Here is a 12,344-nt window from a genome sequence, read left to right as displayed (position 1 = left end):
TCGAACTGACTGTCTATTTTGACAGGTCCTGCGCCAGCATCAGGGCATTTCCATCCGGGTCGTAGAAGGTCGCGGTGCTGACCATGCCTTCGATGGTTTCGGTCTCCCCGTCAAATTTCACATGGACATTTTCCAGTGCCGCCCGGGCAGCCGCGATGTCCGCCACGCCGAACACGGGCACCGTGTTGCCAGGCGACGGCTCCGCCTGCTCTCCCAACCCCAGGGTCACCCCCTCGGTCTTGGTCCGCAATTCGCTCCAGCCGGCGTCGTCGAAATGATAGAGCAGCTTGAACCCGAGGTTGTCTTCATACCATTTTGCGCTGGCATGCCTGTCCCGCACGGAAAGAGCCAAAGTGATTGTATTATCCAAAGAAACGACAGCCATCACACTTCCTCATGTAGCTAAAGTATAGTAACTATAATTTATGGATATCGCGCTGCTTGTCAACCTCACATCCAAAGCCTGGTGCCTGAAAATTCTGGCGCTCCTGCATTCCGGTGTACCGGGCCGCCAAGCACCTCTGATCGCCAAGACCAGCGCCACCCGTAGCGCCTTTGCCGCGAGCCTCGCTCATCTCATTCAACTGGGATTGCTGGAAAAGAACCCGGGGCACGGCCATCCCCTCCGGCCGGAATTCCGGCTGACCGCCAAGGGCGTGGAAGCCGCCGCGATGGCTTATCGGGTTCTGGAGGCTGCACCCGATGACGACGGTTTCACAATTGTCAAACGGAGTTGGACAGTGCCGATCCTGGCGGTCACCGAATCCCCGAAGCGGTTTTCGGAGATCAAGACCGGACTGGGCTCGATCACCGATCGGGCCCTGTCCAAATCACTGGGTCTTCTGGAAGATCGGGACTGGCTCAGGCGCGACATCGATGTCTCGGGTCGCGCGCCCTTCCCGACCTATCATGCGGTGAACACGGGACAGGACATCACCCGGGCGGTCGGCCTCTTCTTCTGAGAAGGGCAAACGCCGCTTAGTAAAGTCGACCGCCGATGGGCACGGTCTTGTCCGGTGTCAGCAGCACCACTTCGCCGTCCTCATCCGGCACGCCGAGTGTCAGCACTTCGGACATGACGGGTCCGATCTGGCGCGGCGGAAAATTGACAACGGCCATCACCAGCTTCCCAACCAGCGTGTCGGGCGTGTAGTGCTTTGTGATCTGCGCTGAGGTTTTCTTGATGCCGATCTCCGGCCCGAAATCGATCTTCATCTTGTAGGCCGGCTTGCGTGCCTCGGGAAAGTCTTCGGCCTCCACGACACGGCCGACGCGCACATCCACTTTCAGAAAATCGTCAAAACTGATCTGGTCGCTCACGAATGAAACCCCTTTGTTGTTCGTGGCGAACTTGGCCGCTCAACCATCGCTTCGCAAGACTGGTCGGTTTTCAGGAAGAGTTTCAACGCTCAGGTGTGGCAATCACGCACCCGCGGGCGCTTCCTCGTCATAACCGGCTTCCGTCTCCCGGTCCCGCTCTTTCCAGCGCTTGCGGCCACTGGTGGCCTTTTTCAGGAACGAGCGCACACCTTTGGCGATTCCTTCTACGCCTTTGAGGCGCTTCATGAAATCAGAACCCTTGTCCAGCTCCTTGTCGAGCTTGGCCATGGTGCGCGGCATGCCTTCGTCGTCCTCGTCGAGCCAGGTGCCGACAACCCGGCCGAAGGCAATGGCAAGGCCCTGGGCAACAATCGTTGCCTTGACGCCGGACACATCGATCCCGGCGGCAATCAGCATCCATTTCTGGGAGCGCACTTCCAGGCTGTTCAGATCGAGCGCAAGGGCCGGGTCCGATCCGGCCGCCTGATGCAGCGCTCGCACCGCGTCCTTCCGCGCGGCCAGCGCGTCGATGCGGCTCATCAGGATGTCGAACAGGCGATCGCGCGGCGGCTGGTCGCCCATCTCTTCGTCGCGCTCGTCCAATACAGTCGTGTCGATCTGTTCGAGAAAGGCCGCCACCAGCTTCAGTTTCGAGCTGTAGGCACTGCGCATGTCGGACAGCTTCACCTTCGCCCGCTCCGCAATCAGCGGCAGGGACACGTCCTCGTAAGGGTGCTCGGCGAGCAGATCCAGAAAGGTCTCGAGAATCTTCTGTTTGGTCTTTGCGGTCGCCATCACGGGCCCTCCAACAGGTTGACTGACCTCAAGATAGGCACCCGGACCCGCGGCGAAAAGGGGGACCTTCCGCCGCAGGTTGCATTGACGTCGCTTATTCGGCGAGTTCGCGCGCCCGCTTGACCGCGGCGGCAACCGCTTCAGTCATTACCGGCTGCAAGCCTTCCGCATGCATCAGCACCTCGAGCGCGGCTGCGGTGGTGCCGTTCGGGCTGGTGACATTCTGGCGGAGAATGGCCGGGTGTTCGCCCGACTGGTGCATCAGTTCACCTGCGCCGCACACCGTTGCAACGGCCAGCTCGTGGGCAAGTTCTTCCGGCAAACCGGCCGCCTTGCCCGCTTCGCTGAGCGCTTCGGCGAGGAAGAACACATAGGCCGGCCCGGATCCACTGACACCGGTAACCAGATCGATCTGGTCCTCGCTGTCGAGCCAGACCACCTTGCCGACGGCCGACAGAAGCTTGGCAACGTCCTGTTTCTGCGCCCCGGTGACTTCGGCAGTCGGATAGACCGCGGTGATGCCGCGCTTGACCATGGCCGGCGTGTTCGGCATGCAGCGGCAAACCGGTACCTTGCCGAAATTCTCATGAAACTTGGCAACCGGCGTGCCCGCAGCCACCGACAGGACCAGCGTGTCCGCTCGGACGGCCGATTTCAGACCCGGCAAAACCATATCCATCAGCTGGGGCTTGACAGCCACCAGCACGATCGCCGGTGCGAGATCCTCGGGCACCGCCGTCACATGGCGAATGCCGTATTGTTTCAAAAGGGCGTCCATCTCATCGGACAGACGCGGATCGGAGACCACGATGGCGGCAGGATCGACCCCTTCCGCCATCCAGCCGGATAGCATGGCCCCTCCCATCTTGCCGGCTCCGACAAGAAGGAAAGGCCGCTCCTTGGAAAAATTCATGCTTCTCCTGCGGTTTCGAACAAGGCCGTACTCAGCGCCTCGGCGGCCGAGTGTCCGGCCCAGACGACGAATTGGAAGGCTTGATAGAAACGTTCGCAGTTTTCAAGAGCATTTGTCAGCATGGCCTCGATTTGCGCCGAGGAAGCTTCCGCCCCGCCTGCCAAAAGCAGGGACTGGCGGAACATGACCACGTTTTCCTTGCTCCACAGGTCGAAATGACCGCTCCAGAGCTGTTCGTTGACCAGTGCCAGCAGACGCAGGATTTCCGTCTTGCGCAGTTCGGTCACTTTCAGGTCGAAGGCACAGGCCAGATGCAGCGCCTCGACGTCTTCCATCCAGGAGAAGGACACGTGGTAGTCGCACCAGCTGCCCTGCAGGGAGATGGTGATCTCGTCCTCGTCCGACCGCTCAAAGGCCCAGTCGTTCAAGGCGGCGACAGTTTCTATGGTGTCGACGGGATTGCCAGGTCGCTCGAATTCGATCTCGATGAGGCTCATGATGCCTTCTCCCCTTTCGAGCCGGGGCCGAATACCCGATCAGGATAACCGGGCGGGCCGCCGGGAAATGTCCCATGCCGGAGGAGCAATACGCACCTGAATGGCCCTTTCGCGAACCGGTTCCGTCTTGCTCCGACGAATCCCTGTTAACTTCGAGTATAGGAGCAGGATTGATTTAAGGGATACATACCAATCCCCTCCTAAAAGCCGAAACTTGTGGACGACTCAGCAAGAAAATTAGCCACTCTGCTCAAAATCACTGCAAAACCGCCACGTTTATCCGTCGCATTTCTGTCATCAACAATTAACAGAAATTGCTCACGACGGCGTCAACAGGGCGTCTCAAGCGTCTCCGGCAGCGGCGTTTTCACCTTTTTCAAGCGCAGCGAGCCGCGATTCGAGCTCTTCCACCTTGTCGAGCGCGCGCACGGCCATCTCTTTCACTGCTTCATGCTCCTCGCGCGAGACGACATCCATCTCGGACAGGAACCGTTCGGCCTGGGCCCGGAAGGCCGTTTCCACCTCGCGGCGGGCGCCCTGGGCGACGCCGGCGGCATCGGTCATCAGCTTGGCAAAGTCATCGAGAAGACGGTTCGGGCCTTGGGTCATCGGACCCTCCTTGATCGGGAACAGAAGTGAATGACTGACAGGTATGGGGGAACGGTGACAACTTCAAGAACCAATTCCGCCGCACCCGCGCGCGCCTTGCCTGTCCCGCGGTGCCTTGACGGCGCCAACAAGATCCGCCAAGCGTTGCCTCGTGATCCCCCTCCGGTCCGAAACGAGGACTTGCCGTGCCGCCACTGATCGTTCTGCCCTTTCCCGCCATCGACCCGGTGATCGTCGAAATCGGCCCCTTTGCCCTGCGCTGGTACGCGCTGGCCTATATTGTCGGCATCCTCCTGGCCTGGCGCTACATGCGCGCTCTGGTGCAAAACGACCGGCTTTGGGGATCCATGCAGCGGCCATCGCCGCTCGACATCGACGATTTCGTCCTTTGGGGAACCCTCGGCATCATTCTCGGCGGGCGGCTCGGATATGTGATCGCCTATGATCCCGCGAAATACTTCTCCAATCCGGGAGAAATCCTGGCCGTCTGGACCGGTGGCATGTCCTTCCACGGAGGCTTTGCCGGCACTGTGATCGCCATGATCCTGTTTTCCTGGAAACGCGGCATCCCGCTCTGGACGCTGTTCGACCTGGCCGGCTGCGCCGCCCCGATCGGCCTTTTCTTCGGCCGGCTCGCCAATTTCATCAATTCCGAGCTCTGGGGCCGGCCCAGTGATGTGCCCTGGGCAGTGGTGTTTCCGACCGGTGGACCTGAACCGCGCCATCCAAGCCAGCTCTATGAAGCCGCGCTGGAAGGCATCGTGCTGTTTCTGGTGCTGCGCCTGCTCAGTCACCGGTTCAAACTGCTCCAAAAACCCGGCTTTCTGGCGGGCGCCTTCGCCTTCGGCTACGGCATCGCCCGCTCCATTTCCGAGCTCTACCGGGTTCCCGACGCACATATCGGCTATTTAAGCGGCTTTCTCACCATGGGCATCCTCCTGTCCCTGCCGATGATCCTCGCCGGGCTCGCCGCCATGATCTGGGCCGCGCGCAAGCCATCCGGGAACGCCGCCGCGTGAGTGCACTGCAGGACAAGATCAGGGCTAGGATTGCCGCCGAAGGCCCGCTGACGGTGGCGCAGTATATGTCGGTGTGCCTTGGCGATCCGGACCATGGCTATTACACCACGCGCGAGCCCTTCGGCGGCGAAGGGGACTTCGTCACCGCGCCGGAAATCAGCCAAATGTTTGGCGAACTGGTCGGGGCCGCCTGCCTGTCGGCCTGGCAGGCGTTAGGGTCTCCGTCCCGTTTCGAACTGGTCGAACTCGGCCCGGGACGCGGCACGCTGATGGCCGATCTCCTGCGCATGGCTTGCCTGCGCCCCGCATTTGTCGAAGCCGCGCGGCTCAACATGGTCGAGACCAGTCCCCGCCTCAGACAGATTCAGTCCGAAACACTCAACCGGGCGCCGCTGCAGCCGGACTTCCGGGACCGGATCCAGGATGTTCCGCAAGGTCCCCTGATCCTGGTCGCCAACGAGTTTTTCGATGCCCTGCCGATCCACCAGTTCATTCGCACGCAGGATGGTTGGCGCGAACGGCAGGTCGGGCTGACGGGTGCGGGAGAGCTGACCTTCGGCATCGGCACGGCCCGGCTCCCGGACAGTGCGGTTCCCGCCGCATTGGCGACCGCACCTGAGGGGACAATCTTCGAAACCCAGCCTGCGGCCAATGCCGTCGCCGAGGAGATCGGCCGGCGTATCGCCGACCATGGCGGCGCCGCCCTCTTCATCGACTACGGTTACTTGAAGACCGCCCCGGGCGACACGCTGCAGGCGCTATACAAACATGCCCATGACGACGTGCTCGCCCATCCGGGTGAAGCCGATCTGACGGCACACGTGAATTTCGAGGCCTTGGCGGCGGCAGCCGTCAAGGGCGGGGCCACCGTCCTGCCGCCGCTGACCCAGGGCGATTTCCTGCTGCGCTCCGGCCTTCTGGAACGCGCCGGCAGCCTTGGCGCGGGCAAGTCCCATCAGGACCAGGAAACCATCCGCGACGCCGTCGAGCGGCTCGCCGCGCCGGCCCAGATGGGCGACCTCTTCAAGGTTCTGGCCGTGACAAGTTCTGGATTATCGTTTCCACCGTTTGACAGCGCGCGCTGAAGCCCCAAGGATCGGGCGCCGCAGCTTGACGATCCCGCCCGCGCAGGAGCCTTTATGAAACTTGAAGCCGACGATTTGCTCCTAGAGGGTCTGGCCCACGGGTTCTTCACGCGCCAGGGCGGCGTTTCCGAGGGAATTTATGCCGGTCTCAACATCGGCCTCGGCTCGGATGACAACCGCGAAAACGTACTGGAAAACCGAAAGCGCGTCGCCGACAGCTTCGGTGTCGATGCGGCCCGGCTCGTCTCGCCCTATCAGATCCACTCTCCGGACGTTATTACCCTGGACGGCCCCTTTACGGACGGCGCGGACCGCAAGGCGGATGCCCTGGTCACGGCGGCGCGCGGCCTCGTGCTCGGGGTCGCGACCGCCGATTGCGGCCCGGTGCTTTTCGCCGACCCGGAGGCCGGCGTTGTCGGCGCGGCCCATTCCGGCTGGAAAGGTGCCGTCACGGGCGTCTTGCAGAATACGGTTGCGGCGATGGAGGCGCTGGGAGCGCGGAAAGCCAACATCACCGCCGTGCTCGGTCCGACGATTTCCCAGAAGGCCTACGAGGTCGGCCCGGAATTCCGCGACCGGTTCGTCGACGATGATCCCGCCAGTGTCCGCTTTTTCGTTCTTTCCGAAAAACCCGGCCACCACATGTTCGACCTGCCCGCCTTCATCACAAGCCGGCTGGAAACACTCGGACTGAAAACCGTCGCGGATATGGGCCTGTGCACCTATGCCGACGAAGACCGGTTTTTTTCGTACCGCCGCACCACCCATCGCCGGGAGCCGGATTACGGACGCCAGATCAGCGCAATCGCGATTCTTTGAGGACACAGCATGGCTCTTCATTTCTCCGAGGCAGAATTCGCAAGCCGTTTCGACAAGCTCAAAGCGGTCATGGAAACGGAAAAGCTCGACGCCATGCTGCTGTTCGCGCAGGAAAGCATGTACTGGCTGACCGGCTACGACACGTTCGGCTTCTGCTTCTTCCAGTGCCTGGTGGTGACCGCAGACGGCCGCAAGGTGCTCCTGACCCGCTCGGCGGACGAGCGCCAGGCCAAGCACACCTCCAACATCGAGGACATCCGCATCTGGATCGACCGCGGCGCCGCCAGCCCGGTCGGCCAGCTGAAGGACATGCTGTTCGACATGGACCTGCTCGGCAGCCGGCTGGGCATCGAATATGACACCCATGGCATGACCGGCAAGATCGCGCTGCAGATCAACGAACAGCTCTCCAGCTTCGCCGACATCCGCGATGCCTCGCCGCTGATCCCCGAGCTGCGCGCCGTCAAGAGCGAAGAGGAAATCGCCTATGTGCGCAAGGCGGCCGAACTTGGCGACAAGGCCTATTACGCAGCCCTCGACGAGATCCGTCCGGGCGCGGACGAGGGCCGGATCCTCGCCGCCATGCAAGGCACGATTTTTGAGGGCGGTGGCGATTACCCGGGCAACGAATTCATCATCGGTTCCGACCGCGACGCGCTGCTCTGCCGCTACAAGGCCGGACGGCGCACACTGTCCGACCAGGACCAGATCACCCTGGAATGGGCAGGCACCTACCGCCATTACCATGCCGCGCTGATGCGCACTGTCGTGATCGGCACACCGACAGACCGCCACCACGAAATGTACACCGCCGCCCGCGAGGCGTTGGCCGCCGTCGAGACCCAGCTGGTGCCGGGCCGCACCTTTGGCGATGTCTTCGACGCCCATGCGGAACGCATGGACCATCACGGCATGATGCCCCACCGGCTGAATGCCTGCGGCTATTCGCTCGGCGCAAGGTTCACCCCGAGCTGGATGGACACGCCCATGGCTTTCAAGGCCAATCCGGCCGAGGTGAAGCCGAACATGGTCATCTTCATGCACATGATCCTGATGGATTCCATTACCGGCACAGCCATGACGCTCGGCCAGACCTATCTGACCGGCACCGGCGCGCCGGAGAGCTTATCCACGCTGCCCCTCGACCTGCCGGTCAAGTCAGGCTAAACCTTTTGCAACTTTGCGGCCCGGCCTGTTTGAGTCCGTTAGTCAGGGGCCGCAGTCACGATGAAACTGACCACGAGAGCCAGGCCTCTTCATGCAAAACCCGTCCCGTTCGACCCTGTCCCTTTTTCCGCGCCTTCTGGCCGGTCTCGTCCTCGCCGCGGGGCTCGTTGCCTGCCAGGCCACACCGCAGCCTCCCAGCACGATTGCGACCACGACGCCTGCGCCCTCGATTTCCGGCCAGGTGCCCGCCGATGAGGGCATCACGCTGGCGTTCGAGCCCTTTACCGGCGCGCCGGGCAATATCGCCGACGAATTGTCGGAGTTCATCGGCGCGGAAGCCCGCAAGCAAGGCATCACGCTGGTCCGCCGTGTCGGCGCGGCCGCGACCTACCGGGTCAACGGCTACCTGTCCGCAACCGGCCAACCGTCCAACGGCACCGTCTTTTATGTTTTTGACATTGTCGACGGCAGCGGCCGCCGCCTGAAGCGAATCTCCGGCACCGAGGACACGGGCGGCGCGTCCGGCGACCCCTGGCAGGCAGTCGGCTCCGGCACCCTGTCGCGCATCGCAAATCGCTCCATGGTGGAAATAAAAGCCTGGCTCAACCGATAATGACTTGGTTAGCCAGGTAATCGCCACGCCGCGTCACAAAAATTCAAAAAAAGCGGCCGTTCAGTGCGAACGGCTGTTGTCGTTCCGTTGCTTGGTTGTTACAACGCCGCCGCCTGCCAAGGGTTCTTCAAATGGACTCGCGGCTCCCGGCACTCGACTTACGACTTAGCCCTTTCCGCGTGCTTGTGAGGGACCGCACCCTTCCCGCAAGCCCGGTGTCGCACCAGAAGGACATGCGGCTCATGAAGATCGTCGCGGGCAATTCCAACCGAGCCCTGGCTGAGGAAATTTCCAAATATCTGGATGCCCCTCTGGCCAAATGCCAGGTCCGGCGGTTTGCCGACCAGGAAATCTTCGTAGAAATCCAGGAAAACGTGCGCGGCGAAGACGTCTTCGTCGTACAATCGACCAGCTATCCTGCGAATGACCACCTGATGGAGCTGCTCATCATCATCGATGCGCTGCGCCGCTCCTCCGCCCGCCGGATCACCGCCGTTCTGCCCTATTTCGGCTATGCCAGGCAGGACCGCCGTGCTTCCGGCCGCACGCCGATTTCGGCCAAGCTGGTCTGCAACCTGATCACGGAAGCCGGCGCCGACCGCGTCCTGACCATGGATCTCCATGCCGGCCAGATCCAGGGCTTCTTCGACATTCCGACGGACAACCTCTTTGCCGCGCCGGTCATGACCCGCGACATCAAGGAGCGTTACGTCACCGATAATGTCATGGTGGTGTCGCCGGATGTCGGCGGCGTGGTGCGTGCCCGCGCGCTGGCCAAGCGCATCGAGGCCCCGCTCTCCATCGTCGACAAACGCCGCGACAAGCCTGGAGAGTCGGAAGTCATGAACATCATCGGTGATGTCAACGGCTATGACTGCATCCTGGTCGACGACATCGTCGACAGTGGCGGCACGCTCTGCAACGCTGCCGAGGCCCTGCTTGCCAAGGGCGCCAAGTCGGTGACCGCCTATATCACCCACGGTGTCCTGTCCGGCGGCGCGGTCGCTCGCGTGACCTCGTCCAAGCTGAAGGAACTGGTGATCACCAATTCCATCGAGCCGACCGCCGCGATCGACGCAGCCGCCAACATCCGGGCCATCTCGATCGCCCCGCTGATCGGCGAAGCGATCAACCGCACCGCCCTGGAAAAATCGGTCTCCAGCCTCTTCAACTGAGACTGACGGATACGGAAATCGGAAAGCGCCGGCCCGTCCGGCGCTTTTTTTTCTTCAGCCCTTCAATTTCGTCATCCCGGGCGCAGCGCAGCGAAGACCCGGGACCGGGGAGCTGACGCCTATCGGTACCAAATGCTTGAAAGACTAAGCCCAAGGGCTCCCCGGTCCCGGTTCGCGCTCCGCTTGGCCGGGATGACGAGGGATAGGAAGTGCACTCTTCCCACAAGGTGAAGCGCCGGACTGGTCCCGCGCCTTTGTTTTGCACGGGATGCCCCCACATTTGTCATCCGGCCGCGGCGGAGCGCAGAGCCGGGCCCCAGGACTCCTGGGCCAAAGTTGTTTGAGAAAAGCAACTATGAAGCTTCCTGGGCCTCCGCTTTCGCAAGAGATGACACGGAGGAAGTCGCAACAACCTTTCGTGGTGCAACAACTGATTGCGGACAATCTGAATAATATGGTTTGATCACGGAGAAGCCGCAAAGAGCACCTTTTGACGCCTGGCGCAGTATGCCTTGTTGCGCGGGAACGACCTTCGAACCAATTTAATCATATTTCCAGACACTTACAGGAGACTTTCTGTGAAACGGCTTATCCTTGCCACTGGCATTCCTCTTCTTGTTTCCGTTGCTTTCTGCACCTCAGTCTGGGCAGAAAGCGTCCCCGACTTTTCTTCGATGCAGATGAAGGGCGTCGAGCAGGTTACCATTGACGTTGACCTCGATGGCGCGGTCGAGCGTCTGTCGCGTGCCATCCAGTTCCCGACAATCTCGAACCAGGATCGCGACGATTTCGATAGCAAGGCGTTTGACGGCTATCACGCATTTCTGGCCGAGGCCTATCCGGAAGTCCACAAGACCCTGAAGCGGGAAATCCTCGGCGATCCGCGGCCCTACAGCCTGCTCTACACATGGGAAGGCAAGAACCCGGATCTGCCGCCCGCGCTCTTCTACGCGCACCAGGATGTCGTGCCCGTGCCGGAGGACTCGCGGGACCAATGGGACCAGGAGCCGTTTTCCGGTGCGGTAGCCGATGGCTATATCTGGGGTCGCGGTGTTCTCGACGACAAAAACCAGATCCATGGCATTCTTGAAGCCGCCGAAATGAAGATCAAGGAAGGCTGGCAGCCGGAACGGACCCTTTATTTCGTCTTCGGACAGGATGAGGAAGTGGGTGGACCGGAAGGGGCGAGATTTATCGCGGAGACCCTGGAAAAACGCGGGATCGAGCGTTTTGCCTTCGTGATGGACGAGTCCGCACCGCTGGTCCCCGGCCTTTTCCCCGGCCTGCCCGACAACACGGCGCTGATCGGCATTGCGCAGAAAGGGTATGTCAGTCTGGAACTGGCCATGCATGGCGTCGGTGGCCATTCCTCACAGCCTCCCGAGGAAACGAACATCGGCATCCTCGCCAAGGCTGTCACGAAGCTGGAAGCCGCGCAGTTTCCCTATCGTATCCATCCGGCCCTGCGCCACCAGTACCGTTACCTGGGCCCCGAACTGGACGAAGCCTATCAACCGCTCTACGCCGCGGTTGCCTTCGGTAAGGATGGTGAGATGACCGATCTCGAAAAACAGTTCGTCGAGATCATGGCCGGCAATCAGGTGACCCGCGCCATGATGCACACGACAATAGCCGTGACCATGTTCAATGCCGGCATCAAGGACAACGTGTTGCCGCCGTCAGCCACTGCTGTGGTGAATTTCCGCCCCATGCCCGGCGACACGCCGGAGGTGATCATCGACCATGTCAAAAAAGCCATCGACGATGATCGTATCACCATCAAGGATATCTCCGCCTCGACGCCCGCGACCGCCATGGCCGACCCTGAGGGGCCGGGCTACAAGGCACTGGAAAAGACCATCCGTCAGATCTGGGGCAACGACCTTGTCGTAGCGCCGTTCTTCGTGATCGGCGGCTCGGATTCCAAACACTTCCAGGCCCGTCCCTTTGCTCCCGATGTCTTCACCATCACCGGCATCCAGCTCGAAAACACAAAAGAATTTGAAGGCTTCCACGGTGTCAACGAGCGCATCAGGGTCGATGAGTACGGCAAGACCATCGGCTTCTTCTACCAGATGATGAACAACCTGGACGATCTGTAAGGCAGTTCGGGACCAACGAGCCTTTCGACATCAGAAAGCGCCGGCTCGGCCGGCGTTTTTTGTTTTGCACGGGATGCCCCCACATTTGTCATCCCGGACGCAGCGCAGCGGAAAGCCAGGCCCCAGGACTCCTGGGCTAATGGTGTTTGAGAAAAAGCAACCATGAAGCTTCCTGGGCCTCCGCTTTCGCGGAGATGACACGGAGGAGGGTGCGCCCCCTCAGCGGACAC

At 61.4% G+C, this 12,344-nt stretch carries 14 protein-coding genes; 8 read left to right on the top strand and 6 right to left on the bottom strand.

Features of this window, described 5'->3' with window-relative positions:
* Window positions 1-13: 13 nt before the first annotated feature.
* Window positions 14-385 carry a VOC family protein gene (locus M0H32_RS10425; RefSeq protein WP_248153623.1) on the bottom strand — a complete coding sequence of 124 codons (372 nt, stop codon included), beginning with the start codon at window positions 383-385 and terminating at the stop codon, window positions 14-16.
* Window positions 386-425: 40 nt separating this feature from the next.
* Here M0H32_RS10425 and M0H32_RS10420 point away from each other — a divergent pair, with 40 nt between their 5' ends.
* On the top strand, window positions 426-962 hold the full coding sequence (locus M0H32_RS10420) for a winged helix-turn-helix transcriptional regulator (RefSeq protein ID WP_248153621.1): 537 nt from the start codon (window positions 426-428) through the stop codon (window positions 960-962).
* Between the two features lie 16 nt (window positions 963-978).
* On the opposite strand, the gene M0H32_RS10415 is transcribed toward M0H32_RS10420, so the two are convergent.
* The 5 genes from M0H32_RS10415 to M0H32_RS10395 all read right to left on the bottom strand — a co-directional run bounded on the left by M0H32_RS10415 (window position 979) and on the right by M0H32_RS10395 (window position 4,134).
* Window positions 979-1,320, bottom strand: coding sequence for a tRNA-binding protein (locus M0H32_RS10415; protein ID WP_248153619.1), 342 nt, complete (start codon window positions 1,318-1,320; stop codon window positions 979-981).
* A 102-nt stretch (window positions 1,321-1,422) separates the two neighbouring features.
* Window positions 1,423-2,115, bottom strand: coding sequence for a TetR/AcrR family transcriptional regulator (locus M0H32_RS10410; protein ID WP_248153617.1), 693 nt, complete (start codon window positions 2,113-2,115; stop codon window positions 1,423-1,425).
* 94 nt (window positions 2,116-2,209) lie between these two features.
* A complete protein-coding gene (proC, locus tag M0H32_RS10405; RefSeq protein WP_248153615.1) occupies window positions 2,210-3,028 on the bottom strand; it encodes a pyrroline-5-carboxylate reductase in 819 nt (272 codons plus the stop codon).
* Window positions 3,025-3,525 (bottom strand): type III secretion system chaperone family protein, encoded by a 501-nt coding sequence (locus M0H32_RS10400; protein WP_248153613.1) that lies wholly within the window; start codon window positions 3,523-3,525, stop codon window positions 3,025-3,027. The genes proC and M0H32_RS10400 overlap by 4 nt, the downstream gene beginning before the upstream one ends.
* 342 nt (window positions 3,526-3,867) lie before the next feature.
* Window positions 3,868-4,134: an accessory factor UbiK family protein gene (locus M0H32_RS10395; RefSeq protein WP_248153610.1), complete on the bottom strand. Its 267-nt coding sequence runs from the start codon at window positions 4,132-4,134 to the stop codon at window positions 3,868-3,870.
* 185 nt (window positions 4,135-4,319) lie between these two features.
* On the opposite strand from M0H32_RS10395, the gene lgt reads away from it, so the two are divergent.
* From lgt to M0H32_RS10360, 7 genes are all read left to right on the top strand, one after another.
* Window positions 4,320-5,153 carry a prolipoprotein diacylglyceryl transferase gene (lgt, locus tag M0H32_RS10390; RefSeq protein ID WP_248153608.1) on the top strand — a complete coding sequence of 278 codons (834 nt, stop codon included), beginning with the start codon at window positions 4,320-4,322 and terminating at the stop codon, window positions 5,151-5,153.
* A complete protein-coding gene (locus tag M0H32_RS10385; protein WP_248153606.1) occupies window positions 5,150-6,238 on the top strand; it encodes a class I SAM-dependent methyltransferase in 1,089 nt (362 codons plus the stop codon). The genes lgt and M0H32_RS10385 overlap by 4 nt, the downstream gene beginning before the upstream one ends.
* A gap of 54 nt (window positions 6,239-6,292) precedes the next feature.
* Entirely contained in the window at window positions 6,293-7,057 is a 765-nt protein-coding gene (gene pgeF, locus M0H32_RS10380; RefSeq protein WP_248153604.1) for a peptidoglycan editing factor PgeF, read from the top strand.
* A 9-nt stretch (window positions 7,058-7,066) separates the two neighbouring features.
* The gene (locus M0H32_RS10375) at window positions 7,067-8,224 is read left to right on the top strand and encodes a M24 family metallopeptidase (protein WP_248153602.1); all 1,158 of its coding nucleotides are present in this window, start codon (window positions 7,067-7,069) and stop codon (window positions 8,222-8,224) included.
* Between the two features lie 91 nt (window positions 8,225-8,315).
* The gene (locus M0H32_RS10370) at window positions 8,316-8,837 is read left to right on the top strand and encodes a hypothetical protein (protein WP_248153600.1); all 522 of its coding nucleotides are present in this window, start codon (window positions 8,316-8,318) and stop codon (window positions 8,835-8,837) included.
* Window positions 8,838-9,079: 242 nt separating this feature from the next.
* The gene (locus tag M0H32_RS10365) at window positions 9,080-10,012 is read left to right on the top strand and encodes a ribose-phosphate pyrophosphokinase (protein WP_282449316.1); all 933 of its coding nucleotides are present in this window, start codon (window positions 9,080-9,082) and stop codon (window positions 10,010-10,012) included.
* 578 nt (window positions 10,013-10,590) lie between these two features.
* A complete protein-coding gene (locus M0H32_RS10360) occupies window positions 10,591-12,114 on the top strand; it encodes a M20 family peptidase (RefSeq protein ID WP_248153596.1) in 1,524 nt (507 codons plus the stop codon).
* Window positions 12,115-12,344 lie beyond the last annotated feature (230 nt).

This window comes from Roseibium sediminicola (assembly GCF_023156505.1).
GTDB classification, from domain to species: domain Bacteria; phylum Pseudomonadota; class Alphaproteobacteria; order Rhizobiales; family Stappiaceae; genus Roseibium; species Roseibium sediminicola.
The sequence above is the reverse complement of the archived record's forward strand: the minus strand, read 5'-3'. Positions and strand labels throughout refer to the sequence as shown.

What these genes read in the sequence shown, in the direction of transcription:
- proC (WP_248153615.1), bottom strand. Translation starts at nt 3,028, where the DNA reads ATGAATTTTTCCAAGGAGCGGCCTTTCCTTCTTGTCGGAGCCGGCAAG.
- M0H32_RS10420 (WP_248153621.1), top strand. Translation starts at nt 426, where the DNA reads ATGGATATCGCGCTGCTTGTCAACCTCACATCCAAAGCCTGGTGCCTG.
- M0H32_RS10395 (WP_248153610.1), bottom strand. Translation starts at nt 4,134, where the DNA reads ATGACCCAAGGCCCGAACCGTCTTCTCGATGACTTTGCCAAGCTGATG.
- M0H32_RS10410 (WP_248153617.1), bottom strand. Translation starts at nt 2,115, where the DNA reads ATGGCGACCGCAAAGACCAAACAGAAGATTCTCGAGACCTTTCTGGAT.
- M0H32_RS10370 (WP_248153600.1), top strand. Translation starts at nt 8,316, where the DNA reads ATGCAAAACCCGTCCCGTTCGACCCTGTCCCTTTTTCCGCGCCTTCTG.
- M0H32_RS10375 (WP_248153602.1), top strand. Translation starts at nt 7,067, where the DNA reads ATGGCTCTTCATTTCTCCGAGGCAGAATTCGCAAGCCGTTTCGACAAG.
- M0H32_RS10425 (WP_248153623.1), bottom strand. Translation starts at nt 385, where the DNA reads ATGGCTGTCGTTTCTTTGGATAATACAATCACTTTGGCTCTTTCCGTG.
- M0H32_RS10400 (WP_248153613.1), bottom strand. Translation starts at nt 3,525, where the DNA reads ATGAGCCTCATCGAGATCGAATTCGAGCGACCTGGCAATCCCGTCGAC.
- pgeF (WP_248153604.1), top strand. Translation starts at nt 6,293, where the DNA reads ATGAAACTTGAAGCCGACGATTTGCTCCTAGAGGGTCTGGCCCACGGG.
- M0H32_RS10365 (WP_282449316.1), top strand. Translation starts at nt 9,080, where the DNA reads ATGAAGATCGTCGCGGGCAATTCCAACCGAGCCCTGGCTGAGGAAATT.